20 protein-coding genes and 2 pseudogenes are annotated in these 26308 nt (G+C 55.4%); 21 read left to right on the forward strand and 1 reads right to left on the reverse strand.

What is annotated here, in order from left to right:
* Nucleotides 1-44: 44 nt before the first annotated feature.
* Nucleotides 45-623, reverse strand: coding sequence for a hypothetical protein (locus tag P0D52_RS00740; RefSeq protein ID WP_394693541.1), 579 nt, complete (start codon nt 621-623; stop codon nt 45-47).
* 111 nt (nt 624-734) lie between these two features.
* Between P0D52_RS00740 and P0D52_RS00745 the strand changes: the two genes are divergently transcribed.
* The 21 genes and pseudogenes from P0D52_RS00745 (at nt 735) to P0D52_RS00845 (ending at nt 26117) form a co-directional block, all read left to right on the forward strand.
* Nucleotides 735-938 carry a helix-turn-helix domain-containing protein gene (locus P0D52_RS00745; RefSeq protein ID WP_394693542.1) on the forward strand — a complete coding sequence of 68 codons (204 nt, stop codon included), beginning with the start codon at nt 735-737 and terminating at the stop codon, nt 936-938.
* A 194-nt stretch (nt 939-1132) separates the two neighbouring features.
* Nucleotides 1133-1831, forward strand: coding sequence for an IS6 family transposase (locus P0D52_RS00750; protein WP_394693543.1), 699 nt, complete (start codon nt 1133-1135; stop codon nt 1829-1831).
* Nucleotides 1810-2580: a LytR/AlgR family response regulator transcription factor gene (locus P0D52_RS00755; protein ID WP_394693544.1), complete on the forward strand. Its 771-nt coding sequence runs from the start codon at nt 1810-1812 to the stop codon at nt 2578-2580. Before P0D52_RS00750 ends, P0D52_RS00755 begins: the two co-directional genes overlap by 22 nt.
* A 128-nt stretch (nt 2581-2708) precedes the next feature.
* Complete coding sequence (locus P0D52_RS00760) at nt 2709-4646, forward strand: peptidoglycan DD-metalloendopeptidase family protein (RefSeq protein WP_394693545.1); 1938 nt, start codon at nt 2709-2711, stop codon at nt 4644-4646.
* A gap of 33 nt (nt 4647-4679) precedes the next feature.
* On the forward strand, nt 4680-5630 hold the full coding sequence (locus tag P0D52_RS00765; RefSeq protein ID WP_394693546.1) for a hypothetical protein: 951 nt from the start codon (nt 4680-4682) through the stop codon (nt 5628-5630).
* A 128-nt stretch (nt 5631-5758) separates the two neighbouring features.
* Nucleotides 5759-6457, forward strand: coding sequence for an IS6 family transposase (locus tag P0D52_RS00770; protein WP_394693547.1), 699 nt, complete (start codon nt 5759-5761; stop codon nt 6455-6457).
* Nucleotides 6458-6805: 348 nt separating this feature from the next.
* Nucleotides 6806-9640 (forward strand): ankyrin repeat domain-containing protein, encoded by a 2835-nt coding sequence (locus P0D52_RS00775; protein WP_394693548.1) that lies wholly within the window; start codon nt 6806-6808, stop codon nt 9638-9640.
* Nucleotides 9641-9701: 61 nt separating this feature from the next.
* Nucleotides 9702-10334, forward strand: a complete 633-nt coding sequence (locus P0D52_RS00780) for a hypothetical protein (protein WP_394693549.1) — start codon at nt 9702-9704, stop codon at nt 10332-10334.
* A gap of 545 nt (nt 10335-10879) precedes the next feature.
* Nucleotides 10880-12787, forward strand: coding sequence for an SHOCT domain-containing protein (locus tag P0D52_RS00785; protein ID WP_394693550.1), 1908 nt, complete (start codon nt 10880-10882; stop codon nt 12785-12787).
* A gap of 142 nt (nt 12788-12929) precedes the next feature.
* A pseudogene (locus tag P0D52_RS00790) lies at nt 12930-13076 on the forward strand (IS6 family transposase); the annotation flags it as partial.
* Nucleotides 13077-13203: 127 nt separating this feature from the next.
* Nucleotides 13204-13653: a hypothetical protein gene (locus tag P0D52_RS00795; protein WP_394693551.1), complete on the forward strand. Its 450-nt coding sequence runs from the start codon at nt 13204-13206 to the stop codon at nt 13651-13653.
* An 83-nt stretch (nt 13654-13736) separates the two neighbouring features.
* Nucleotides 13737-14435: an IS6 family transposase gene (locus P0D52_RS00800; protein WP_394693552.1), complete on the forward strand. Its 699-nt coding sequence runs from the start codon at nt 13737-13739 to the stop codon at nt 14433-14435.
* A 100-nt stretch (nt 14436-14535) separates the two neighbouring features.
* A complete protein-coding gene (locus P0D52_RS00805; RefSeq protein WP_394693553.1) occupies nt 14536-16104 on the forward strand; it encodes an ATP-dependent endonuclease in 1569 nt (522 codons plus the stop codon).
* Nucleotides 16104-17837 (forward strand): UvrD-helicase domain-containing protein, encoded by a 1734-nt coding sequence (locus P0D52_RS00810; RefSeq protein ID WP_394693554.1) that lies wholly within the window; start codon nt 16104-16106, stop codon nt 17835-17837. The genes P0D52_RS00805 and P0D52_RS00810 overlap by 1 nt, the downstream gene beginning before the upstream one ends.
* A gap of 355 nt (nt 17838-18192) precedes the next feature.
* Nucleotides 18193-19758: a hypothetical protein gene (locus tag P0D52_RS00815; protein WP_394693555.1), complete on the forward strand. Its 1566-nt coding sequence runs from the start codon at nt 18193-18195 to the stop codon at nt 19756-19758.
* A gap of 195 nt (nt 19759-19953) precedes the next feature.
* Nucleotides 19954-21792 (forward strand): ATP-binding protein, encoded by a 1839-nt coding sequence (locus P0D52_RS00820; RefSeq protein WP_394693556.1) that lies wholly within the window; start codon nt 19954-19956, stop codon nt 21790-21792.
* Entirely contained in the window at nt 21789-22433 is a 645-nt protein-coding gene (locus tag P0D52_RS00825; protein WP_394693557.1) for a response regulator, read from the forward strand. The genes P0D52_RS00820 and P0D52_RS00825 overlap by 4 nt, the downstream gene beginning before the upstream one ends.
* 222 nt (nt 22434-22655) lie before the next feature.
* A complete protein-coding gene (locus P0D52_RS00830) occupies nt 22656-23357 on the forward strand; it encodes an IS6 family transposase (RefSeq protein WP_394693558.1) in 702 nt (233 codons plus the stop codon).
* Nucleotides 23358-23411: 54 nt separating this feature from the next.
* On the forward strand, nt 23412-24986 hold the full coding sequence (locus P0D52_RS00835) for a M13 family metallopeptidase (protein WP_394694807.1): 1575 nt from the start codon (nt 23412-23414) through the stop codon (nt 24984-24986).
* A 54-nt stretch (nt 24987-25040) separates the two neighbouring features.
* A pseudogene (locus P0D52_RS00840) lies at nt 25041-25232 on the forward strand (IS6 family transposase); the annotation flags it as partial.
* A gap of 186 nt (nt 25233-25418) precedes the next feature.
* A complete protein-coding gene (locus tag P0D52_RS00845) occupies nt 25419-26117 on the forward strand; it encodes an IS6 family transposase (RefSeq protein WP_394693559.1) in 699 nt (232 codons plus the stop codon).
* Nucleotides 26118-26308: the final 191 nt, after the last annotated feature.

Raw genomic sequence — 26308 nt, forward strand, 5'->3', positions numbered from 1 at the left:
TTGGATTTCGCGAAAACAAACGGTCTATGGCCAAAACTAACAGATCAATTGTAGATCGCATCGACGTTCAGGGACTGGAGTTCACCGGCCTGCCAATCGGTCAATATCTGGCGTAACCGGCCGACATTGACCGAATCAAAGCCTAGTGATTCGTCATCCAGACAGGTGCCAACTGCGCAGAATGAGACCAAAAGATAGTGGCGCTGCGCGTTACCTGAATGGAACTCAAATTTGAGTTCGCCATTCCAGGCCGGTGCCCGACCCATCTCGCGTGTGATGGCGTCGCCGCGATCAATAGCGGTCTCACGCCAGCGATCATATTGATCGAGCAATGTGAGATATTCAGGCACAGCTGAGGGCAGCATCCGGAATTGATGATGGACATCAATTCCATACTCGTACCGCGTGTTGCCGACTTGATCCATTTGGATGGCGAGGGCTTCCTGGCCATCACTCATCATTTCGAGCGATACGAAGGTTGGTCGCGGCAGATAGCCTGATGCGATTGAATTGAACTCGACGGCCTCAAGTCCGGTGGAAAGCCGCGTTGATTGCGAAACGCTGGTACAGGCGGTCAGAGTAAAAGCAAGAACCGGTATAAGAATGCGCATATTGATCTCCAATCATTGTATTCTATGAGTCTCAATGCAATCCTTAACCGCCGACAAAGGTCAAGCGAAAATGAGACTTATAGTCTGTAGATCAATCGGCTGCATCGCGGTCCGCTTGCAGGCATGGATATTCGCCAACGCCTCGCCGCCAACATCGTACGCCTTCGAAAAGAGAAAAGCTGGTCTCAAGAGGAGCTGGCCGACCGCACCGGGCTACACCGCACATATATCTCAGCCGTCGAGCGGTGCGTGCGAAACCCGACGATCACCGTGGTTGAGAAGATAGCGAAGGCGTTGGAGGTTTCGGCAGGGGAGTTGTTGGGCTGACTTTTGGGGCCATATTCGTAACCACTTCAATGGTTCGAATGCCGACCTCACCGCCGTGCGTATGTGGGGCGGGTCGTCATGGCCACCACACAAGGCGTAGCCATGGGTCAAAGTCAACGAGAAAAACAGACTCATAATCTGTGGTGCTGTCAGAGGAAACTCGCCGTTATCGGTTCGCCGGTAAAAATGCATGGATGAAAAGCCCATTTCGCTACTTCAAAACATCGCCGGAGGTCATTCGACTAGCGGTTATGATGTATGTCCGTTTTCCATTGTCGTTGCGCAACGTCGAGGACCTGCTCCATGAGCGCGGCATCGATATTTGCCATGAGACGGTGCGGTTCTGGTGGAATAGGTTTGGGCCGATGTTCGCAGGTGAAATCCGCCGGAAGCGGACGGATCGCCTTCGCGCCTGGCCCCAGTGGCAATGGCATCTGGACGAAGTCTTCGTGAAGATAAATGGGGTCACTCACTACCTCTGGCGCGCCGTCGATCACGAAGGTGAGGTCCTCGAAGCCTATGTCACAAAGCGCCGCGATCGCCATGCTGCGTTGAAGTTTCTGCGCAAGGCGATGAAGCGATATGGCAATCCAGAGGTCGTCGTGACTGATCGACTAAAGTCGTATCGGGCGGCCATGAAAGTGATTGGCAATGAGGGCAAACAGGATGTCGGGAGGTGGCTCAACAACAGGGCTGAGAACAGCCACTTACCGTTCCGTAGAAGAGAGCGGGCCATGCTCAGATTCAGGCGAATGCGAAGTCTTCAAAAGTTCGTCGCCGTCCATTCTTCCGTCCACAATCACTTCAATCTCGAGCGTCATCTCAACGACAGAAACTGGTTCAAGGAGAACCGGGAAAACGCGTTGGTCGAATGGCGGCAACTTGCGGCCTAATTCACCGAATTACCGTCAATCCGAGACCAGTTCGCTTTAGTCTGACAGCACCCTCATCTGTTCTGATTATCGAGGACGAACCGCTGATTGCGCAGCGCCTTGGACGCATGTGTGAGGACATCCTGCCGCCGGGCTGCCGGATTGAATTTGCTGCCGATACTGTCGCGGCGCTGGGCTGGCTGGACACACATACCGCCGATGTCATTTTCCTCGATCTCAACCTCAAGGGCGAAGATGGTTTCGACTTGATCCGCCATCTTTCGAGCTATGCTGCGCAAACGATCGTGGTATCGGCGAATACCGACCGGGCCATTGAGGCTTTCGAATTCGGGGTGGTGGATTTCGTTCCAAAGCCGTTTAGCAAACAGCGCCTGTCTACCGCCATCGACCGCTTGTCCCAGACGTCGCCACCGGGTCAAACGGCTCTCAAATATGTCTCTTTCCGGGTCGCGGGCAAAGTCCGCACCTACCCGGTCGAGGACATCCTCTCGATATCGGCCGATGACAAATACAGCCAGATCGCGATGGTGGATGGCGAAACCCTGTTTCATGACAAATCGCTGGGCGCTTTCGAGCAACGGCTGTCAGATCGCTTCATGCGGGTGCATAAATCCCATATCGTCAATTTGGACCGTATCGCCGCGTTCAGATCGACGCCGGGCAGCCGCTATGAAATCGAGCTCGAGGACGGGGGCAGCGTTCCGGTCAGCCGGCTTCAAGCGCCGGTATTACGCAAAATTATCGCCTGACCTCGTTTTTTGAGACCCTGACGCTCGCTTTGAGCACTTCGCGAAGTGTAGCTTGAAGGCATGCTCCGGTCCGGGCACCTCTCCATCTGAACCTGAAGATACGCCGCCCTCGCGGTATGGAGAGTCCGATGAAAAAACTTCTTTCAATGACCTGTGCATTTGGTTGCTTTGCCTTCTCAACGGCAATCGCCGCTCAGGATATGACCACAGGCGGCGGCGCTCTGATGATGAATACGCCGCTGCATCCGGCGCATGATGATACGGCGCTTGGTCTGGAAGTTAACCGCGCAATTTCAGAGCTTGGATTGCAAGAGCAGGCAGAGACTGCCGCCGCCGCCTTTACCCGGGAAAACGCTGCTCCGCTCGGATTTCCGTTGCGGGCTGCCGCCGGCGCTGAAGATTCGCAGATCCACGCCACTGTCAATTTTGTCGATCTCAATACTGCGGGCGGAGCCACACGCGATTATGATTGCGGTGCCCGCACATATGATGGCCATAACGGCATTGATTATCTTGCCGCTCCGTTCTGGTGGGACCGGATGGATCAGCAGGACGCCGAGGTCGTCGCGGCAGCTCCAGGCATAATTCTGTTCGAGATCGACGGCAATTTCGACCGCCAGTGCCGTACCAATGCAAATCAGGACAATCTGGTCGTCATCCTGCACGACGATGGCCTGGTCGGAGTTTACCGGCATTTGAAATCCGGGTCTCTAACGAATGCGGAAGTTGGCACTCGGATCGAGGAAGGCGACTTCATCGGCATTGTCGGGAGTTCCGGCTCGTCAACAGCGCCGCATCTGCATTTCGAAACGCAGATCTATGATGCCAACAATCCGGGTGGCGGCCAGGTTATCGACCCTAACGCGGGGGCTTGCGGTGGAGGAACGTCGCTATGGCGTCACCAGCCCGCCTATTTTGACCCGGACGTCCTGTCCATTCGTACCCATGCCTTGCCGCCGGTTGTATCGTCCTTCTCATCGGCCTGCGTCGCCGACCAGCCGAATTTTGCCGACCGGTTCCAGCCCGGACAGCAAGCCTATTGGGCTGTCTATCTGCGCAATCAGCGCCCGGGCGAACTGGTTGAACTCGAGGTGTTCCGGCCCGATGGCACCAGCTTCCAGAGCTGGACGCTGGGCACGACGCTGACCGGCTTTCAGCCATTTACTTACTGGTATGCCGGAGCCCAATTGCCGACGAATGCGCCGACCGGTCGTTGGCGGTTCCGGGCAAGATTCGAAGACCGGACGCTGGAACGTATGTTTATTGTTGGCGATGAAACAGTGACGGGGGATGTCAGAGTCCGCTCATCGGTCCTTCCAGCCAGCCGGTCAGTTCGTTCCGGAACGCCTGCCACGGCCTTTGCAACGGTTCTGAATGCCGGCGCTCAGGATGCGCTTGGTTGCTCCATTAGAACCGCTCAGCCTTTCGACGGCGGGTTTGAATATACCGAGACGGATCCGGCCACCAATGCCGTCACCGGCACGGCGAATGCCCTGTTTGATCTTGCATCCGGCACCTCGCGATCCTTCATCATCGCCGCCAGTCCTGCTGCGGGTGCCGTCGGAGAATCGCTGGACCTGACCCTTCGATACGATTGCGCGAATAGCGACGCCGCTCCGGTGATTGTCGGCGTCAACTCTCTGCGCCTGTCCTTCGAGGCTGCGGATCAGCCGGACATGATCGCTATCGCGATCACGCCGGACCAGAATGGCATCCTCACGCTGAATGGAACCAACCAACCTGGAGCGTTTGCGGTGGCGACGGCAAATGTCGGAAGCGCTGGCACACTGACCGTCAGGCCGCGGATTGCCGGGCTTGAGGCTTCAGACATGACGCTGACGATCTGCGAAACAAATCCGGCAACAGGCCAGTGCCTTGCCCCGCGTGCCGCTTCGGTGCAGCGCAACTTTGGCGACAATGAAACTTCCAGCTTTGCGGTCTTTGCGGTCTCGGCCAATCCGATCAGCTTCAGCCCGGCCACACGACGGATTTTTGTAGAGGTGACCGATAACGGGAGCGTTTCGCGCGGCTCGACCAGCATTGCAGTGCGTACAGCGGTCAACTGACCCAAAACCGTTCAGAAGAAATGGAGTGTCTCAATGTTGGCATTGTTTATAATACTGGCGGCTTTACAGGAACCCGACGGGGACCACGGTGACGTGCGGCGGACATTGGTCGAAGCCACCGTGGATGTGGATTATCAGCCAGAATTTCCTGCTCTGGACAATGGACACAACACAACTGTCCTGATCGATCGTTATCACGATACAATCTACAGGATTAATGGGATCGCGTCCGGAACCGCGACCATGCTCGAAATTCTCGCGGCGGATGGCTTTCAGACTGACTATCTCGATGAAGCCATTTCTGCAGAACGTCTTGCAGAATCGGATGTTCTGTTCATTCACGGTCTTCCGAACGATGACGTCCAGCTTCCAAATGGCGGCATATTCTGGCGCTCGCCATTGGCCGCTGAGGAAGTGGACTCAATTGTTCGCTGGGTGGACGGAGGCGGGGGGCTTTTTCTAAGCCTCAGCCATTTTCCCAATGGCAGTGGTGCCTTGCCACTACTTGAGGCGTTTGCAGTCCGGTTTCGCGATGGCTACATCTATTCTGACAGCTATCCGAGCTTTACCGATCCGGTAAACGGAAACTGTTCGCACTATTTCGGCCTTTCCGCGCACGATAATACGTTGAACCAGGATCACCCGCTTCTACAGGATGGACTTCCGGTGTCGCGTGTTGACCTTCATTGCGGCGCCGGCGTTTTCCGCGAAGCAGAGGACGTCGTGTTACGCTTTCCTGCGGGATCGGCTAATTATGATGCGACAGGGCAGATTTCAGAAACGTCAGATTTTTATGCCGGCATGATTGCCTTCAACTACGGTACCGGGCGGGTCGTCATTGCGACCGACCAAGGGTTGTTCCGCGACTTCATATTTGAATTCGACTCCGGGGACCGGGTCTTCGTTACGATAACCGGGCCCGAAAACGACAATGCGAACCTGTTTGTGAATACCGTGCGGTGGCTTTCGCCAGTTCTGCGGTGATTGTCGGGCGGGCTTTGTCGGAAGAAGCTCCGTGTTAGCGGATTAGCCGATATTTGCAGCCGACATCAGGAAAAAGGGCAGTGTCAGAAGAAACTCGGTGTTAGCGGGTTAGGCGATATTTTCGCCAAATGAAAAACCCATTTCGCTATTTCAAAACATCACCCGAGGTGATCCGTCTCGCGGTGATGATGTACGTTCGGTTCCCGCTTTCGCTTCGGAATGTCGAAGACCTTCTGCACGAGGGCGGGATCGATCTGAGCCACGAGACGGTGCGGTTCTGGTGGAATCGTTTCGGCCCCATGATCGCCGCGGAAATCCGGAGAAAGCGGGCCGACCGGATGCGTGCCTGGGCTCAATGGCAAAGGCATCTGGACGAAGTGTTCGTGAAGATAAATGGCCAGACGCACTATCTCTGGCGCGCGGTCGATCACGAGGGCGAGGTGCTGGAAGCCTATGTCACCAAACGCCGGGATCGCCATGCAGCATTGAAGTTTTTGCGCAAGGCGATGAAGCGATACGGCAATCCTGAAGTGATCGTGACAGACCGGTTAAAGTCGTATCGCGCCGCCATGAAGACTATCGGAAATGAAGGTTCTCAGGATGTCGGGAGGTGGCTCAACAATCGGGCCGAGAACTCACATCTACCATTCCGAAGACGAGAGCGGGCCATGCTCAGATTCAGGCGAATGCGAAGTCTACAGAAGTTTGCCGCCGTCCATTCCTCCGTCCACAATCACTTCAATCTCAAGCGCCACATCAACGACCGGAACTGGTTCAAGGAGAACCGAAAAATCGCGCTGGCCGAATGGCGGCAACTTGCCGCCTAAATTCGCTAAGTCCTAGCAAACAGAGACCAGTTCGCTTTTGTCCGACACCACCCGCTGGCCGAATGGCGGCAGCTTGCCGCCTAAACCGGCGAAAGCCTGGCAAACTGAGACCAGTTCGGTTTCGTCTGACAGCACCCGCTCGTTTAGTTCAGCTTCCCCGGAACAGGCCAAGTATCAACTACGCCACATTCTGAGTTCCTTTCGCCGGACTTGGCTGCCCAACCGAAAACAGCTAGATTTTATCGGACATCCTCACAGATGGAGTCCGGGATCATCTGGCCGCATTGTCACAAATTCTACGCAGCCCTATCGTTAATCTGTCAGTCAAGAATATGGGTGAGGTGTGCGATGAACCTTCAATCACTTTTTTTTGTCGGTATCAGCTTGTTCATTTTTGTCGTTAGTGCACAGGCGCAATCACAAGATTCACCGGTGCAATCCGATGCGGGTGTTTGGGAGCAACTCCAGGCGCTGTCAGGTACACAGACGGAAGACTCGCTATGGAACGCTGCCGAAACCGCGACGGAACGAGTCTTTGGGCGGGCTCTGGATCGCGACACAGGGGAAACAGTTTTTCAAGCGCTTGAAGCCGCCACGGATCGCGATTGGCGAAGCGCTCTGGAAACTGCAGGACCTGCCGCACTGAGCGCCTACCTGCCCGGAATTGGCCAGTATATCGAGACTATACAGGGAGCCGCCAACCAGATTGATCGCGCGACGGATCGCTGGGCTGTACAACTTTATGATCATGACTCTTACCGCTGGATCGTCGCTCAGGTCGATGCCCGCGAGGCTCGGATGAATCGTCCCATGATGGACGATTATGGCGATCCCTATTTTGGCCGAATCAACGACCATGATGAAGCCTTTATGCCCAGCTATGCCCTGCCAGATGGCTCTGCAGCCAAGGAGCGTGCCCGCCAGTTTGAAGCTGAACTGTTCGAGCGCTTTCAGTCCCAGTCCTTTTATGCAGAGTTGATTGCGACCGATTATACCGACAATGGTGGCGGCGCTTCAGGCTTGTACGAAAATTCCTATGCCGCGATGATCCGTGAAGAACTGGGCTATCAGCCCGAGCCACGCCGGTTATTCAGTCATTTCTATCACCGCTATACACGCGACCGACTCGACCGCTATTTCGAGGTTCATGAATATGTACAGGCGGAACACATGCGTCGCGCGGCTCGGCGCACACGCCAGGACCTGATCGACGCCTACCGTGCAGCAAGGGATGCTGAACCAGTCGATTTCAACACCATGCTGGAAGCGCTGCAGAATAATGATAACGACGGCTTACGCGCCGGAATTGATGCCGGATTTGATATCAATGCAATCGTCGGGGAGCCGGGCGCATCACAATTACCCTTCATGTATTATGCCGGGCTCGTCTTGGCTGAAAACCCGAACATTCAGTCGACTTTTGACATTTTGATTGCGGCGGGTGGAAATGTCCGGCCTCGCGTCGCGGCCAATACGCCTGAACCCTTGCTGATTGCATTGCGCAATTATGGTGAAACCAGCGCTCTGGCCCTGATCGACGCCGGATACAGAACGGAAACCGGCCCCAACAGCCAGATGCTGAGGGCCGCTGTGGAACAGAATTACGCCCAGATTGTGGGTCGCTTACTTGCTGCGGGTCATGATCCGAACGTAGCGACTGAGAATGGCGTTACACCTCTTCACGCTGCGGTGATGAACGACAGAACTGAAATTGTTACAATGCTTCTGGCGGCGGGAGCAGACCCTTCCATGGTCAGACACGAGGGAGGGAACGCCCTTCATTTCGCCGCCTTGCACAATCGTGCCGCACTCATCGCGCCGCTGGTCTCGGCGGGAGCCCCGATCAACGCGCTCTTGAACCCGGAAAACCGTCCCCTCACGGCATTAATGATAGCAGCAATGCAGGGGCATATGAGCACGGTTCAGGCCCTTGTTTCAGCCGGTGCCGACGCCCGCATTGAGACAGACCGGGGCAGCGCTGCCGACCTTGCCCGAGCGAACGGCCATATAGACATCGCGGACTACCTTGATGAGCTAGCCGATCCGCTGGCGTCGATGGACTCCCTTCAAATCCGTGAGATGTATCTTCCGCAGGTTCTGGAGGCGGTACGTAATTTCGACGGTCGGGAACTAATCAGGATTCTTGATGAGTTGGGCCCGGAACATCAACGCAATCCGCTTTATGCATGTGCCCGCGGCGAAGCCCCATTTTGTGATGGGACGCGAATTGGCGGTTTTGCAGCTTACCATATGGCGTATTCGGGAGACCTGGCGGCCCTATCGCGATTAGCCGAAACCGGTCTCAGTCTTGACTTTGTCAATACCGACGGCACAACCAGCACGCTTATCGCGGCCATGAATGGCGCACAGCATGAGGCTCTGAGGTATCTTCTCGAGCAGGGGCTTGACCCTAATGCCGTCATGTCCAATGGCGCTACGGCTCTCAGCTTCGCAACGGATCGCAACGCAACCCGCATGGTTGAAATTCTGTTGCGCGCAGGCGCGGACCCCAATGTGGGACGGCTGAACGGAATTTCTCCCCTCCATGCGGCGGCGATCCACAACAACAGATCCATGATCAATGTCCTTCGTCAGGCGGGCGCGCAAATTCAGACCGACGACCGGGGTAACCCTCCGGGTTATTATACCTACTGGCTGCATCGGGATGAAAATCTGGCGATTGAACTGGGGTATGAGGATGCGCGCCGCTATGGCGACCGGGAACGCCGCCGGAATCAGCCCGGTTTTGACTGGGCCGAGTTTGCGCGCGAAATGCAGCCGGCCCTTGCGGCAACTGTACAGGAATTACAGGCCGCTCAGGCACAGAATTATCAGGATTGGCAGGACGATGACGAGGATTTTGTCATCGAGGAATTTGAGCGCTGGGATTATGATATTTCCGCGTCGAGCGGTGCCTCGCAAGGTCAAAGCAGCGGGTCTGCGTCGGGCAGCTGTCAACCAGATGGCGTTGTCACACTGAGCCGCACCGGGACGGATGGAATTGATGTGAGGCTAAACGAGCCTTGTGGCTCATTTACTGGACGCGCAAATTATTGTGGCATGAATGTTTACGTTTGGGAGGCCGGGGGAATATCGGAAGCTCCCGGGACACCATCGGGTCCCGGTGGTGATCGTCTGTTTGTGAAAACCCGGTCAGGTGAAATACTGGCGTCATGCGAGTAGGGTCGAAGGCATAAAGGCCGATACCGCGCCTGAATAATGTCTTCAAAGTTAGGATAATTCCATGGTCAAATTAGAGGTAGTGTCTGCCTTGGCTGCGGCCATATTGATTGTATCGCCACAGGCCATGGCGAAAAATGAAACCATTGAGCGTCATGGTAAAACCGGTACCGCAATAGCTGCCAACAGCCTGCAATCCGATCCTGAATCCGCAGCGCTTCTGATGCGGATCGGGATGGGCTCCCTGATACAGGGCGGTGATCCTGGCACATCCGAGGGTATGATTGTCGATGCCTTGGCAGATGGTGCTGACCCCTTGTCAGGTTTTGACTGGGCGCCCGGTGTCTATGGTGAGTATCAGGATCACTTCGCCTATCTCATCCACATGGCCGAAATTCTGTCGGAACGTGAAGCGGCTGCCACGCCATCTGGTCCGGTCCCTGCAAACTGGCGCGAACGCGCCCGGAACTATTACGTGCTGATGGCCGAAGCTTCTGATGCGCCGCCCCAGGCATTCAACTACCTGGAGCTGGCGTTGACACCCGCGGGTGAAACAACCGCGCACAACCCGGAGGGTGTGGCAGACACTTTTGCTCGCCTGATGACAGAAGCTACTGCACCCGATGAAGAAATATCTTCGGTTTGGGAAACCTATCAGCGTGACGTCTATGGCGAAGATGCGGTGATTGACTGGTGATGCTCTATACGCGCTTCATCCGACCAGTTTTCGCTTGGCTCTTGGCCTGCCTGTTGGCGGCCATCATCCTGACCTTGGGAAGCATTGCGGTCATGGTAGGCAGCGGTTTCCAGGGCACAGGCGACGGAGCGTTGACTGGGGCAAGTATTATGGGAGCTGGCCTGGGCTTGGCCGTGTTGCTGACGATTCTGGTTACAACTGCGCTACCGTGGTTCGCGATTTGCTGGATTGTATATTTAACGTCTGTGTCGCGCCGTTGGGTGCTGCCGGTCGCAGGGTTTCTAATGGGGTCAGCTATTTGGCTTCTAATGGTTGTTACCCAATCAGGAACCAGCGCGCTATCGGGTGCCGACTTCGTTGCAATGGCAATTGTCGGTATAGCCGGAATGGCCAGCGCAGGACTCTATAGTCGCATGACGAGACGGCCTTGATGCGGTTCAAACCTTGAGCCAACGATGTTAATCACCGTCATGAACTAAGCAGACTAACTACTAGGTACGGCGCAAGCCGATGTCAGACTTTTTGGTCGCGAGTAGGGATAACATATGTTTCATCGAGTCTCTTTCACCGTCACCGGATTAGTATTGGCGATGTTTGCGGTTTCACCGGCTCAAGCACAGACCGAGCTTCAGACAGAAGTCGCGCCAACACTTGCTGCAGAAGAGCGATCCGACGCGGATTTGTGGAGCGAGCTTCAATCGCTGTCAGGAAGTCAGGCCGAAGACAGCCTTTGGGATGCTGCCGAAATGGCGACGGAACAGGTCTTTGGCTCTGCAATTGAACGCGACACCGGCGAGGCTGTTTTTCAGACACTTGAAGCGGCGGCCGATGGAGACTGGCGCCATGCCGGCCAGACGGCCGGACCGGCACTTCTATCTGTATACCTTCCGGGCGTCGGCCAATATATCGAGTTGATCCAGAGCGCTGCTCAACAGATAGACCGTGCGACAGACACCTGGTCCCGGCAGCTCTACGAGCACGAGTCCTATCGCTGGGTGGCCGAGGAAGTGCAAGCCGAGTATCAACGGCTGCGTATGCCCCTGATCGATGTTATCGGTGATCCGTTTTATGGCTATGTCAACGATGACACTTATGCCTTCGTGCCGAGCTACGCCTTGCCGGTTGGGTCCGAGGCTCAGACGCGCGCAAGGGCATTCGAAGCGCAACTCTTCCATCGATGGAATTCCCAGCCATTCATGGACGCGCTGATTGCAACGGATTATACCGCCAATAGCGGCGGTGTTAGCGGGCTTTATACCCAGTCATTTGCAGCAATGATCCGCGAAGAACTCGGATACGAACCCGAGCCTCGGCGTCTCTTCAACTACTTCTACCATCAGGCCACGCGCCGGAATCTGGAGACCTATGTCGAGCTTCATGAATTTGTTGAGGCGGAACATATGCGTCGGTTCGCGCGTCAACGCCGGCAGGACGTCATCGATGCCTATCGGGCAGCGTTGGCGGAACTCAATCGGCCGCAGCCCTATTTGACAATGGCCTGTCGCACCGCAGCCGCTTTCCAGCCGGGGTTCGACGGCGAATTGCAGGACGATGAGGCCAATCGGCGGGTACGCGAGCTGCGCGAAGAGCTTCGTCAGATAACCGCGGCTGAAGGGTTTGATCTCGTATCTTTCGAGCAGTCTTTCCGGTCCGAGCTGCCCGGTGGCCTGCTGACGGATATATCAACGCAGTTTTCAACCGCCGATCTCGAGGAAAGGGCGGTGAACAGGACCCATTCTGCAAGTGTTGATGTGCTCATCCCGCCGGACGTGCTCGCGATGGTGTGGTCAGGTAGCCCTCAGTCATTCGGTGGCAGCTGGCGTACGGCCCATGTCGCGCTTGGCAAGGCGCTGGCTGACCTCTCGGCCGGCATACTGGACGACCACTTCGGAACAGTGAATCTCATCAGTCGCTATGATGAGGCTCAAAGTCCGCTCATTCTTCATCTCACGGGAATGGATTTCCAGTATCGCAACAGGGCCGGATTGAGGACGCGCTGGTCCGGGACCGGCCGGCTTGGAGTCAGCGCCTGTTTCGAAGGCGAATTCCTCTTCGAAGATAGTTTTTTGAGCGAAGAAACAGAACCCTATTCTCGCGGTTCGAACTTTGCGAATGGCGATTCCATTTCGGTTGTCGCATCCGACGTCATCCGGCAGTTGCTTGATATGGCTTCGATGCGCGTTCCGTCCAATCCGGCCCCGCGTCTCGCCACCTATCTGGCAGGAGAAGCTCCCCGTGAAAGGCTGACGGGTGAGGCCGCCGAGGCCGCCGCTGCCCTGAATCCTCGGCAGGATAGCTCCCCCGCTTCGCCTGCTGTGGCCCAAGATTCGCAAGACTCGACGGTCGACAGGCTACGCCAGGTTTACGAGCTCCGCGATGCTGGTCTGATCAGTGAGTCCGAGTTTGAAGAATTGCGGACCGAGGTTTTGCGTTCATTGACCGAAACGGAATAGGATACCGATTGGCGGAGTTTTCCTGTGACAACACAACGGCTTTAGCTTTGACATGATCGACTTCTGCCGCTTTTCAAGCTTCTCCGAAGAGGTGTTGTCAGAGGAAACTCGGTGTTAGCCGATTAGCCGCAAAATTGGCGGCATGAAGAACCCGTTCCGATATTTCAAAACGTCGCCTGAGGTCATCCGCCTTGCGGTGATGATGTACGTCCGGTTTCCACTATCGCTTCGAAACGTCGAAGACCTGCTCCATGAGTGCGGTATCGATTTGAGCCACGAGACTGTGCGGTAGTAGTGGAATCGATTTGGATCCACGGCTCCTTACTGCAGCGACGGACAAAACTTTGACCGGTGTAGTAACACAAAGCCCAAAACGCTATGGTGCTAATCTATAACGCTGGTAACGGAGATGAGTAATGTTAGATCTAATAACATCGCTATTTTTCATGAACAGTATCGCTAGCAATGGGAGTGCGGCTTCCTGCATTTCCTATGACGAACCCCATCAGCTTTATCACCGTTCTATGGAAGTGACGGATTATATTGCCGCTATTGATCCTGATGACCTCGTTGGGTCTGACGGCGTACCATTTTCGGGTTTTCGCGATGTTCTGCGACAAGACCGTGCCAATGTGCATCGCGGTCAAACTACAGACTCGATCGAGACACCTGACAGTTTTTTTACAACGCCGGAACGCCGCGGTCTGTTTGAGAGTATGAATGTAGTGACGTGGTGCTATGAGCCACTGGAAGAGCTTGCTGGTCGGATCGAGTCTGGAACTGTTGCCGGTTTCCTGGAAGTGACTGTCTTCGAATCTACAGTTCATCCCGGGAATTATTTTATCCATATAGCGACGGTAGGTTGAATGGGTCTTGTCAGAGGAAACGACCGGTCCTGTCAGAGGAACTTCGCCTTGAGCGTGGCGGCGTAGTTCCCTAGCCTCATCGGATGAGTAGTCCGTTCAAATATTTCAAGACATCGCCCGAGGTCATCCGCCTTGCGGTGATGATGTATGTCCGGTTTCCGCTGTCGCTTCGAAACGTCGAAGATCTGCTACACGAGCGCGGTATCGATCTGAGCCATGAGAGTGTGCGGTTTTGGTGGAACAGGTTCGGCCCGATGTTCGCAGCCGAGATTCGAAGAAAACGAGCTGATAAACTTCGCGCCTGGGACCAGTGGCAATGGCATTTGGACGAGGTTTTCGTGAAGATAAACGGGGTCACTCATTATCTCTGGCGCGTCGTCGACCATGAAGGCGAAGTGCTGGAAGCCTATGTCACAAAACGCCGGGATCGCCATGCTGCATTGAAGTTTCTACGCAAGGCCATGAAGCGATATGGCAATCCAGAAATCATCGTCACCGATCATTTGCGGTCCTATCGAGCCGCTATGAAAGTCATCGGCAATGAGGACAAGCAGGAAGTGGGGAGGTGGCTCAACAATCGGGCCGAGAACAGCCACTTACCGTTCCGCAGACGTGAGCGAGCCATGCTCAGATTCAGGCGAATGCGAAGTCTTCAAATGTTCGCCGCCGTCCACTCCTCCGTCCACAATCACTTCAATTTAGAGCGCCATATCAACGATAGAAACTGGTTCAAGGAGAACCGGCAAATCGCGCTGGCCGAATGGCGGCAGCTTGCCGCCTAAATTCGCTAAACCCTGGCAAACAGAGCCCCGTTCGCGTTAGTCTGACAGCACCCTTTCGAGCGATCAGCGGGGTGAATTCCTGCGACTGATCCGAGGAAGAGTGTCGAGCAGCTATACGACAGTTGGATGGGCCGAAGACCCTAATGACGCTGAAAATCGCCGGGCACTGGAACTGCCAGCTCTCCGTTCTTTGCTCAAATCGGGATTTATTAACGCGCAGCGCGGGCTGGATGACGTCACATCCAAAGATTCAGACGTTCTCGGGAAAGTGTTGGAAGACTTGTTCGCCGCTGCCAGTTCCGGGCTTGCCGACGAACAGGATCGTAACATCGTCGAAGCGCTTTCAGAGGCCGTTGAGGAGATCCAGCAAAGCATCGACACGAGTTTTGCCGGTGAGATGGCGAAACTTTTGCCCACGCTTCAGACCTTTGGATATCCCGGTCTGGGAGGGCAGGTATTGCAAACAGAGACGAAATTGGACGTCAGTGGATTGCTCTCTGGATTCACGAAGGTTCGCTACGAGGGGGTTGGAGGGTTGCCACTGCCCGAATCCTACAACGGTCTCGGCGTTCGAAACCTCATTTACATTCTGCTGAAGGTTGTCGGATTCTATAAGGCATATCGCGCGGAGGCGACCTCTCCGGGGGCGCATCTAATTTTCGTTGAAGAGCCTGAAGCTCACTTGCATCCACAAATGCAAGAGGTCTTCATTCGGCAACTAAGCAAGATTGCTGAGCACCTAGTCTCGTCGTCTGAGGGGAAAGAGCCCTGGCCGGTCCAGTTCGTTGTTTCCACGCATGCATCGCACGTGGCCAATGAGGCCGGCTTTGAGACCATCCGCTACTTCTTGAGTGCGAAATGCGATGGCCCCATGGAAGGTGTTCGAGAAACCAAGGTGAAGGATCTCCGACTGGGGCTGGCTGATAAGCCGGAGGAAGATCGAAAATTTCTACATCAGTATCTCACTCTGACGCGATGCGACCTGTTTTTTGCTGACAAGGCGGTGTTGGTAGAAGGTCTGAGCGAGCGCATGTTATTCCCAAAGTTGGTCGAGAAGTATGAGGCTTCCGACGAAGCTGCACCTAAGCTCTCATCGCAGTATGTAACGATAATGGAAGTGGGCGGAGCATACGCTCATCGCTTCTTCGAGTTACTCGATTTCCTGGAGCTGAGAACGCTCATAATCACTGACTTGGATTCGGTTGAAAAAGCCGGTGGCAAAGCGTGTGAGGTTCATAAAGGCACAGCGACCAGCAACGCTTGTATCAAAGCCTGGTTTTCGAATGACGATCCGCTGACCTTGGAAATTCTTGCTGCGAAGTCGGCGGGTGAAAAGCAGCAGGGCAAGTACCGAATAGCATTTCAGTGCCCAGAGGAGGAAGGTGGGCCATGTGGTCGCACATTTGAAGACGCGTTCATTCTTGCCAATCCGGAGAAATTTGGTCTCGCGGAAACGGGTCGGAAGGCTCTGGAGGAGGAAGCGAGGACCAAAGCATCGGGTTTCAAGAAGTCTGATTTCGCTTTGAAATACGCGATCGAAGAAACCGATTGGAATGTCCCACGGTATCTCAATGAAGGCGTGCAGTGGCTTGCTAAGGATGCACCCGTCTCCCTTGACGCAGGTGTGGCAGCGCTCGCTGTTGAGCCTGGTGACGGGGAAGCTCAGTAATGGGGGATACCGAAAATCCGGCCGAAATCGCTAGCAAGAAGGCGCTCGAAGAGGTCTACGCCTGTCTCGACGCGAACCGAAGTTTTCGGCTTGAAGCCGGCGCCGGCGCAGGGAAGACCTATTCCCTCGTCAAAGCTCTTGAGTTTCTCGTTGAGCGCTGCCAGCTCACGTTTCCCAAGCAAAATCAGAAGATTGCTTGCATCACATTTACCAACGTAGCGAAAGATCAGATCATTGACCGGGTCGATGGCAACCCATTGATCCTGTGCGACACAAATCACGCGTTCTGCTGGTCGCTTATTCGTGGTTTCCAGCGGCAATTGCGAGAATTCGTCGATGAAATTCCAAAATGGAACGAACTGCTTGAAGAAGTGGGTGGCATAGGCAGCCGCTTGGTGGAATATAAACTGGGTTTTCGAACCGTTTCCGATGACCGGATCACGCTTCACCATGATGACATTCTTCCGCTGACGATCCGTCTTATGGAGAACGAGAAGTTTCGTCGACTGGTCTCGTCGCTCTTCCCAATTATTTTGATTGACGAATATCAGGATACGGATGCCGATTGGGTTGAGGCAATGAAGACCCATTTTCTTGGTCAAGAAGGTGCGCCGCTTTTCGGCTTTTTCGGCGACCATTGGCAAAAAATCTATGATGAGGGCTGTGGTGCTCTTGAGCATGGTGCGGTTCAGGAAATCGGAAAGGAAGCTAACTTCCGCTCTGTACAGGCGGTTGTAGATGTCCTCAATCGTATGCGCCCTGAACTTCCGCAGTTTGTCGTTGACTCTGAAGCGCCAGGTGAGATCAAGGTTTTTCATTCAAACGACTGGGTGGGTGAAAGGCAAAAGGGAAACCACTGGAAGGGCGACCTTCCCACCAAAATAGGGCATGAAGCGCTAGAGCAGGTGAAAGCGACCCTCATCCAAGCAGGTTGGGATCTCTCGTCCGGAAGCACGAAGATCCTTATGCTCACGCACCGAGTGTTGGCAGATGAACAAGGCTACTCCAGTCTTCGCGATGTATTCCGGTACAACGACGCGTTCACGCGAAAAGAGCATCCGTACATCGCCTATTTTGTTGATGTTCTTGAGCCTGCTTGCGGGGCGTATTCTGACAATAGATACGGGTTGATGTTCGAGTGCCTCGGTGGCGGTCGCCCTCTTTTGCGTAGCGCAAGCGAGAAGGCTGATTGGGCGACCTCAATGGATACGCTTATTCGTTTGCGTCAAACGGGCTCGGTAGGCGATGTGTTGGACCACCTGCTGGCAACGAAGAAGCCCCGTTTGCCTGACAAGTTGGCGGATCGGGAGCGGGAGCTTCGTGACTTCGATCGTGAGGGCGATGAAGCGATGTCCTCATCGCTCGCAGAGATCGCTAAGTTGCGAGAGGTTCGATACGCAGAGATCCAGGCTCTGGCTGAGTATCATACCGGCCACTCACCGTTTGAAACCAAACATGGCGTGAAGGGAGCGCAGTTTGAAAACGTAGTTGTTGTAGTAGGGCGAGGTTGGAACAAATATAACTTCGGCGAAATGCTAGAGTTTTTTGCGAGCGGCGCTATTCCGGCCGCCAAGCAAGAAGCGTTTATTCGCAATCGAAATCTCTTTTATGTGGCCTGTTCTCGGCCCAAGAAGCAACTGGCCGTGCTGTTCACGCAAGAGCTGAATGCTCCCGCCCTTCAAACGTTGAACAGCTGGTTTGGCGAGGATAACGTGACCGCGTTAGCCCTATAGATGGCATTGTCAGATTAAACGGGCCGTTGTCGGTTCGCCCGCCGATCTGGATCCCTCGCGTCCTTCAATTATTTTGAGAATCGGTGCTCGGCTGCCCCGAGGCTGAGCGATGCGACACCGGGAAGCGGGAACTCCGAATGCGCATAATTTTCCTTATGTGACCTGTGAGGCGTGAGTTCGAATCCCGCTCTAACCAAAATTTCCACTCTCCCCTGTTCAGGGGATACCGGCGCGCGCGCCTCTGTGGGATTTTTCAAACCTGTCGCAAGCTGCCGCTAAACCCATGTTATCGCGACCCATGAAAGCGGCGGCTATCGTTTGCAGACGTTCTCGCATCATTGTTTGGAGTCTCCTCATGTCGACCATCCGCCTTGTTTCTACAGCGTTTCTGGCTGCCGTCATGGTCAGTGCGCCATCTCTGGCGCAAGTCGTTTTGCGGTCCTCTGTCCTGCCCAATTCGCGTGCAGCAACAATTGGACAAACCGTGACCGTCTTCAGCTCAATGCTCAATTCCGGCGATAGCGAGCTGACCAATTGCTCTGTCGCATTGGCGGGAACAGATCCCTATACCTTTGCCTACCGACGCACGGATGCCACCAATACACCGGTCGGCACCGCCGATACGCCGTTCAACATTCCGGCAAACAGTTCGCAATCGCTTGTGCTGTCATTCACACCCACTGCCGCCGCTGCCGGTGATGAGGTCCAGTTGACCTATGCCTGTGACGGCAATGTCACCGCGCCCGTCACACCGGGCGTCAATACGGTCTTCCTGACGGCGTCAGCGACCGCCACCCCGGATATCGTACCCATTCTGGCAACACCCACCGCCGACGGCGTTTTGAGATTTGAGACACAGGGCCAGGTTCGCGCCATGTCGGCAGCCGCCATCAATATCGGTGAGGCCGGTGACATTGATGTGTCAGCGACGGCTCCCTTCCTGCCCAATTCGGTTAGGCTGCAGGTTTGTGAAACCAACCCGGCCAATGGCACTTGCCTGGCACCGCGCAGCGCCAGCGTTCGCGTGAATTTTGCGCAGAACGAGACCCGCACATTCGCCATCTTTGCCGATGCCGCTGACAATGCCGGCATCCCAAACCTGCCTGCCGTGTCACGTCTCTATCTGGTCTTTAACGGTGTCGTGGCAACGCCCGATGGTGTGGACGGTGCGTCCGGAATTTTCCCGGCCACCCCACCCGTTTTTGGTGCCACATCATCTGCTGCTATTGCGCCAGGTCCATCGGGAGACGAATTCCTAGGCGTATACCGGGGCATTTTTAACGGCGAACCCAGCGTTCTCTTTGTTCATGGCTTCAATCAATTGATCATGGCCGGTGAAGGCGCTCTGGTTGATGGCTTCAGCTCGGGCGCAGGCTTCCCCAGCAACGGAAACTATCAAGCAACGACAACCGGCATCGCCGACGGTGAATATTTGCCCCGAGTCGGAGTCGGAACCACACGAGCGACCTATCAGTCTCGGTCATTTATTCGCGGCAATTATACGCATATTGACGGAACACCAGTTTACGACTTTCAGGCAGTTTGGGATCCCAATTCGCTCAATCCCATCTATCCTGATGATATCCCGCAAGGCAGCTGGGACGTTCGCTATCAGGGCGCATCCATCGGTACGGTAACTGTAGATGCAGGCGGAAACATTGACGGCTCAATGACCTGGCCAGTGGCTGACGGCGCAGCGTCCGAAACCTGTGACGTTCAAGGCCTGACAGGTGGCGGCGGTCGAGCCGGGTTCAATCTCGGGACGTTCATCGTGAATGCTGATGGATGTGGGCCGAGCTTCTACTTCCATGGCACTTATGAAGATCGCGGCGCTCAGCGCGTCCTGACGGGGTATGCCGTCAAACAGGGCTCTCGCAATGGTACGCTGGATCTGTTCCGCGTCGAACTCCTTCGCCAATAATCTGACAACACGTACCAAAAGGCCGCATCCTGATTGTCAGGGTGCGGCCTTTTTTCTTTGTTGTCGCTGACCCCTAATCAAGGGAGACACTTTTTCTTTCTAGTCGGATAAGATGAAGCACGATTGTCGCCAGCTTGTTGATAGACAAGGCTTGCGCATGAAAGATGCATGAATTCAGCGAGGGAGGCATGCTGCATGTTCATTTCGCCAATGACCCGCCTCGCCGGCGTTCTGATTATTGCTGGGCTGGCTCTGGCTGGCGTTTTCATGGTTGTCTTCAATCATGTCGATGGCCCGGTTCATTTTCCCGTCCTGTTTTGGTGGCAAATCGGTGTTGGGCTCGGCGCCTTCCTGATTTCGGGATGGGTGTGGAGCCTGAAACCCCGTGATATCGCGACGCGCCTGTTTTTGTTGAGTGGCCTGGCGACGCTGACCTTCACCTTCGCGCCCGCACCCTTCAATGTGGAGGGGCTGGCACCAACAGACACCCTGATTTCGATTCTAGTTCTTTTGAATTCTGGCGGTGCAACGGCCTTCGGCATATCGATGATTGCGCTGTTTCTGGTCTATCCCAATCGATTGCCCGGGTGGAAATGGCTGGGCGGTCTGGCGCTTTTGATATTCGGCGTCTGGAGCACAATCGTGATTATCGGAGCTGTGCCGCGCATCAACAATTTGCATCAGGTCACATTGATTGAAATGTTCGCGATTTTTGCGGCCTTGCTGGCGCAGTATTTTGCAGCCCGGCAGGACCCCAAGGCGCGCGCCATTTTGATTTGGCTTGGCGGCGCGGTGCTCATTGGCGCAGGGGCTTTCATCACTACAGTTGCCCTGCCGAGATCGTTCGATTTGCCAAGCCTGATCAATCCGCGATGGGCGTTCGGTTTTTTTCTGATCATCTATATCGGTTGCGCAGCCGGGCTGGTTCGCTATCGGCTTTTCGAGTTGGGCGATTGGACCTATCGCGCCCTGTTTTATGCGAGCGCCGCGGTCTTGCTGATCGCGCTCGATGCCATGCTGATTGTCTTCCTGCCCCTTGATCAGGGGCCGGCATTGGGAATGTCCCTCATCGCGGTGACATTCCTGTACTTGCCTTTTCGCGACAGCATCGCCCGGCTCGTTCTCAAACGTACCAATCTGAGCGATCAGGATCTGTTGCGCGAAGTCATCGATTCAGCTTTCTCTCCAGTTGGAGAGCGCGCCCAATTGTGGCGCGCCAGCCTGCAAAAATTGTTCGAACCTCTGGAATTGCGCGTGGGCGAAACACCGAATTCTGACGTCAGAATCGCAGATGAGGGTCTGTTGCTGTGCGTACCGGCGCTGGCCGACAGCCCGGCTCTGGAACTGCACTATCCGTGGCGTGGGCAGGGCTTGTTTGGGCCGCGCCATGCCCAGACCGCGCAGCAATTGGTCGATCTGATGCGGCAGGCGGAGGAAAGCCGCGCCGCCCATGAGCGCGGTGCCAACGAAGAGCGCGGCCGCATCGCCCGCGATATGCACGACAATATCGGCGCGCAATTACTGGGCGCACTGCACAGCCGTGAGAGTGACCGCAAGGATACCCTGATCCGTGAAACGCTCACCGATCTGCGCAATATCATCAACGATGCGCCTGATACCGGATTGGGGCTTTCAAACATGCTCGCCGATTTGCGCGCCGAAACCGCTGAGCGGCTAGCCAGTGCCGGAATCCGGCTCGACTGGAACGATACATTGGCGGCTGATATCAGCATTCAGCCTCAATCGGTTCATGCCCTGCGTTCGGTCATCCGGGAAGGCGTCAGCAATGTGATCAAGCATTCAGGCGCAAAGACGACCGGTGTCGATTTGGTGTCTGATCATGCCAGCCTGTCCGTCACAATCCGCGATGATGGCGATGGCTTTGATGATCAACAGACCACGCGCGGCAATGGTCTGGACAATATGCGCAGCCGGGTCACAAGCCAGAAGGGTCGCATCGAATTCCAGAGCAATGAGAGCGGAACACAAATCATCGCTTTCCTGCCTGCTGATCACGCCGGAGGTACACCATGAAAACCGCTTTGGTTGTTGAAGATGTTGGAGAAACGCGTCGCTGGCTGGCTGGAATTGTCACATCAGCCTACCCGGACTGCCGCGTCGAGGAAGCCGCGACCATGCGCGCCGGGCTCGCGGCTGTCGCTTCCCGGGATTTTGACATGGCCCTGATTGATCTGGGTTTGCCGGACGGGTCGGGCCTTGAGGTCTTGCGAAGCCTGCGCCTGCTGCGACCAGAAACGATCTCGATCGTCACCACCGTAATGGGCGACGATACCCATATTGTTTCAGCACTTTCTTCTGGGGCAAGCGGCTATTTGCTGAAGGAAACGCCACCTGACATGCTGACACGGCAATTGGTACAACTGGCTGAGGGTATACCGGCGATTTCGCCCTCCATCGCCCGGCGGATCATGAACCATTTTCGCCTGACCGGGCCCGCTGCCGAACCTGATACGGCTCTGACAGCGCGAGAATCCGAAGTGCTGGCATTGATTGGAAAAGGTTTGCGCAATGCCGACGTTGCCGCCGACCTGAAGCTCGCGGAAAGCACCGTCGCCAGCCACATCAAGTCAATCTATCGAAAGTTGGGGATCAGTTCGCGCGCCGAAGCGTCCTGGCATGCGACCCGTTTGGGATTGTCATCCCCTCAGGTCTGAAAGCGATCTATGGTCTATATGGTCCTGTCATGTGTGGACGGCCCCTGTTTAGCAAGGGTTGATTTGGGTGATTATTGATCATTGCGGGTTGCGGTCATGTGTCCGGCCTGTTGACGCGGTTGATATGACCGCTGGCCCTGATGAAGTCCGCGTGCCGGGTCCCTCTCAGAGGTCCTGTCAGAGGAAACTCGGCGTTAGCGAGTTAGCCGCCAGATTTGCGGCATGAACAAGAATCCGTTTCGCTATTTCAAAACATCTCCCGAAGTGATCCGCCTTGCGGTGATGATGTATGTCCGGTTCCCGCTGTCGCTCCGGAATGTTGAAGACCTGCTTCACGAGCGCGGTATCGACGTTTGCCATGAAACAGTGCGCTTCTGGTGGAACCGTTTCGGGCCGATGTTCGCCGCTGAGATCCGAAGGAAGCGCGCTGATCGGATGCGGGCCTGGCACCAATGGCAGTGGCATTTGGACGAGGTGTTCGTGAAGATAAATGGGCAGACCCATTACCTTTGGCGCGCAGTGGACCACGAAGGCGAAGTGCTCGAAGCCTATGTTACGAAGCGCCGTGATCGCCATGCTGCGTTTAAGTTTCTGCGCAAAGCGATGAAGCGATATGGCAACCCCGAGGTCATCGTCACGGACCGGTTGCGATCATACAAAGCTGCGATGAAAGTCATCGGCAATGAGGGCAAACAAGACGTCGGGAGGTGGCTCAATAATCGGGCTGAGAACTCGCACTTACCGTTTCGAAGGCGGGAGCGAGCGATGCTCAGATTTAGACGAATGCGAAGTCTTCAGAAATTCGTCGCCGTCCATTCCTCTATCCACAACCATTTCAATTTAGAACGCCACATCAGCGACAGAAACTGGTTCAAAGAGAACCGGGAAAATGCGCTGGCTAAGTGGCGGCAACTTGCCGCCTAATTTACCGAAAGTCTGGCAATCAGAGACCGGTTCGCTTTTGTCTGACACCACCGCCTGACGGTTTTCGAAGACCTGAGAGATTCCAGCGTCAACCTGCTGCGTGTCTATCAAAGCGGGCTGACATTGCGGAACCGGGCCTATTATTTGCGGCAAGGCGAGCGGTTTGACGCCTATCGCGCAGCCTATCTCGACTACATCCGGACGCTGTTTGCCCTGGCGGAACGCCCGGTCCCAGATGACGCCGCCGACCGTATTCTGGCCTTTGAAACCCGGCTCGCCGAGGTGCACTGGACTCGTGAACAGTCTCGTGATGTCCAGGCGACATACAATGTCATGAGTGTTGAAGAGCTGGACAGGCTTGCGCCGGCGTTTGATTTTCCGGGCGTTTTCTCGTCTCACGGGGTGGAGGTGGATCGCCTGATCCTGGTGCACCCCAGTGCCATATCGGCGTCTTCGCAGATTTTTTCCGAAACCGGCCTCGAGACGCTTCGCCTGTGGATGAGCTTCCGCGTTTTATCCAACAGGGCAGACTGGATGAGCGACCGGTTTGATGCCGCCAAGTTCGACTTCTTCGGACGGACGCTGGCCGGGCTGGACCAACGGCGCGATCGGACGAGCCGCGGTGTGGACCTCGTAAGCCGGGCGCTGGGCGACTCCATCGGCCAGGTTTATGTCGAACGCTATTTCCCGGCAGACGCCGAAAGCCGCATGCAGGAGATGGTGGATCAGATCATGTCCACCTACGCCGAACGTCTGGCGGGTGCCGGCTGGATGGATGAGCCGACGCGAACCGAGGCACTGGCCAAGGTCAACACTCTCTCATCCCGCATCGGATATCCGGAAATCTGGGATGAATATGAAGGCCTGATGCTTCGGCCTGATGACTATTTCGGCAACCGGGAGCGACTGGCCGAGTATATCTGGTCCCGGAATGTGGAAGCGCTGACTCAGGGAGGCGATCCGCGAGAATGGAACCGGGCCCCGCAATCCGTCGATGCCAGTTACAACGTTGTCCAGAATCAGATCACTTTCCCGGCGGGTATTCTCCAGCCGCCTTTCTTTGACCGGAACGCCGACCCGGCCGTGAGTTTTGGCGCCATCGGCGCAATCATTGCGCATGAAATCACACACGGTTTCGACGATCAGGGGCGGCGCTACGATTCCGCCGGTTCTCTCAGGGACTGGTGGACAGCGGAAACCGAACAGCGATTTAGCGAAAGAGCGGCCCGGCTCGGTGCACAATTCGCCACTTACTGCCCGATCGATGATCTGTGTGTGAATCCGGACGCCTCCATGGGCGAGAACATTGCTGATCTCGGCGGTCTGGAAATCGCTTATGCAGCCTGGCGGGCCTATGTCCGCGAGCACCATGATGGTCAGGCCCCGACCATCGACGGGTTTACTGGAGATCAGCGCTTTTTCCTGGGCTGGGCGCAGATCTGGCGCAATCTCTATACCGAGGACGCGCTGAGAGCCCAGCTCGTTGAAGGCCCGCACGCGCCGCCCCGATACCGCATAAATGGCGTGGTCCGGAACATGGAGGCCTGGTACACGGCGTTCGATGTGTCCGCGGACGATGCGCTCTATCTGCCGGCAGATGAACGGGTGAGCTTCTGGGGAGTGGACTAGATGGGTCTGTCAGAAGAAACGCGTCGTTAGCAGGTTGGGCGATATTTTTGCCGGATGAAGAACCCCTCTCGTTATTTCAAAACATCGCCCGAAGTGATCCGCCTGGCCGTGATGAGGTATGTCCGGTTTCCGCTGTCGCTTCGGAATGTGGAAGATCTGCTCCACGAGCGCGGTATTGATCTAAGTCATGAAACGGTGCGGTTCTGGTGGAACCGTTTCGGCCCGATGTTCGCGGCAGAAATTAGGAAGCGCCGCGCCGACCGGATGCGTGCCTGGGCCCAGTGGCAATGGCATCTGGACGAAGTGTTTGTGAGGTCCTGTCAGAGGAAACGGCCTGTTATCGGGTTGACCGATAATTTGGGGGCATGAAGAACCCGTTCGGTGTTGTCAGAAGAAACTCGGTGTTAGCGGGTTAGGCGATATTTTCGCCCGATGAAGAACCCATTTCGTTATTTCAAAACCTCGCCTGAAGTCATCCGCTTGGCGGTGATGATGTATGTCCGCTTTCCGCTCTCGTTACGGAACGTCGAAGACCTGCTCCACGAGCGTGGAATCGATCTGAGCCACGAGACGGTGCGGTTCTGGTGGAACCGTTTCGGGCCAATGTTCGCGTCGGAAATCAGAAAGAAGCGCGCCGACCGGATGCGTGCCTGGCCCCAATGGCAATGGCATTTGGACGAGGTGTTCGTGAAGATAAATCGGCAGACCCATTATCTCTGGCGAGCCGTCGATCACGAAGGCGAAGTGCTGGAAGCCTATGTCACCAAGCGCCGGGATCGCCATGCTGCATTGAAGTTTCTACGAAAAGCGATGAAGCGATATGGCAACCCGGAGGTTATTGTAACCGACCGGTTGCGCTCATACAAAGCGGCGATGAAAGCTATCGGCAATGAGGATAAGCAAGACGTCGGGAGGTGGCTCAACAATCGAGCCGAAAACTCGCATCTACCATTCCGAAGGCGAGAGCGAGCGACGCTCCGGTTCAGGCGAATGCGAAGTCTTCAAAAATTCGCCGCCGTCCATTCCTCCGTCCACAACCACTTCAATTTAGAACGCCACCTCAACGACAGAAACTGGTTCAAGGATAACCGGGAAAACGCGCTGGCCGAATGGCGGCAACTTGCCGCCTAATTCACCCAATTACCGGCAAAATGAGACCAGTTCGTTTTCGTCTGACAGCACCTAAAAAAATAAACGAAATCTTCTACTTGATTTATTGTGTATGAGATCAACTAGGTCAGCTGGTAGGGAAGCTGAATATGTTGGTGTTGGTGGATCTCCATGAGCAATCTAGATGATTGCGGAAAGACGAAGTTGTTGGT

It is taken from the genome of Hyphobacterium sp. (assembly GCF_043584775.1).
Classification (GTDB): domain Bacteria; phylum Pseudomonadota; class Alphaproteobacteria; order Caulobacterales; family Maricaulaceae; genus Hyphobacterium.

Bases quoted from the DNA above. Each gene is read 5' to 3' on its own strand.
- P0D52_RS00785 (WP_394693550.1), top strand. From the start codon at position 10,880: ATGTTTCATCGAGTCTCTTTCACCGTCACCGGATTAGTATTGGCGATG.
- P0D52_RS00755 (WP_394693544.1), top strand. From the start codon at position 1,810: ATGGCGGCAACTTGCGGCCTAATTCACCGAATTACCGTCAATCCGAGA.
- P0D52_RS00760 (WP_394693545.1), top strand. From the start codon at position 2,709: ATGAAAAAACTTCTTTCAATGACCTGTGCATTTGGTTGCTTTGCCTTC.
- P0D52_RS00820 (WP_394693556.1), top strand. From the start codon at position 19,954: ATGTTCATTTCGCCAATGACCCGCCTCGCCGGCGTTCTGATTATTGCT.
- P0D52_RS00845 (WP_394693559.1), top strand. From the start codon at position 25,419: ATGAAGAACCCATTTCGTTATTTCAAAACCTCGCCTGAAGTCATCCGC.
- P0D52_RS00825 (WP_394693557.1), top strand. From the start codon at position 21,789: ATGAAAACCGCTTTGGTTGTTGAAGATGTTGGAGAAACGCGTCGCTGG.
- P0D52_RS00780 (WP_394693549.1), top strand. From the start codon at position 9,702: ATGGTCAAATTAGAGGTAGTGTCTGCCTTGGCTGCGGCCATATTGATT.
- P0D52_RS00800 (WP_394693552.1), top strand. From the start codon at position 13,737: ATGAGTAGTCCGTTCAAATATTTCAAGACATCGCCCGAGGTCATCCGC.
- P0D52_RS00770 (WP_394693547.1), top strand. From the start codon at position 5,759: ATGAAAAACCCATTTCGCTATTTCAAAACATCACCCGAGGTGATCCGT.
- P0D52_RS00830 (WP_394693558.1), top strand. From the start codon at position 22,656: ATGAACAAGAATCCGTTTCGCTATTTCAAAACATCTCCCGAAGTGATC.
- P0D52_RS00815 (WP_394693555.1), top strand. From the start codon at position 18,193: ATGTCGACCATCCGCCTTGTTTCTACAGCGTTTCTGGCTGCCGTCATG.
- P0D52_RS00765 (WP_394693546.1), top strand. From the start codon at position 4,680: ATGTTGGCATTGTTTATAATACTGGCGGCTTTACAGGAACCCGACGGG.
- P0D52_RS00810 (WP_394693554.1), top strand. From the start codon at position 16,104: ATGGGGGATACCGAAAATCCGGCCGAAATCGCTAGCAAGAAGGCGCTC.
- P0D52_RS00750 (WP_394693543.1), top strand. From the start codon at position 1,133: ATGAAAAGCCCATTTCGCTACTTCAAAACATCGCCGGAGGTCATTCGA.
- P0D52_RS00775 (WP_394693548.1), top strand. From the start codon at position 6,806: ATGAACCTTCAATCACTTTTTTTTGTCGGTATCAGCTTGTTCATTTTT.
- P0D52_RS00795 (WP_394693551.1), top strand. From the start codon at position 13,204: ATGTTAGATCTAATAACATCGCTATTTTTCATGAACAGTATCGCTAGC.
- P0D52_RS00745 (WP_394693542.1), top strand. From the start codon at position 735: ATGGATATTCGCCAACGCCTCGCCGCCAACATCGTACGCCTTCGAAAA.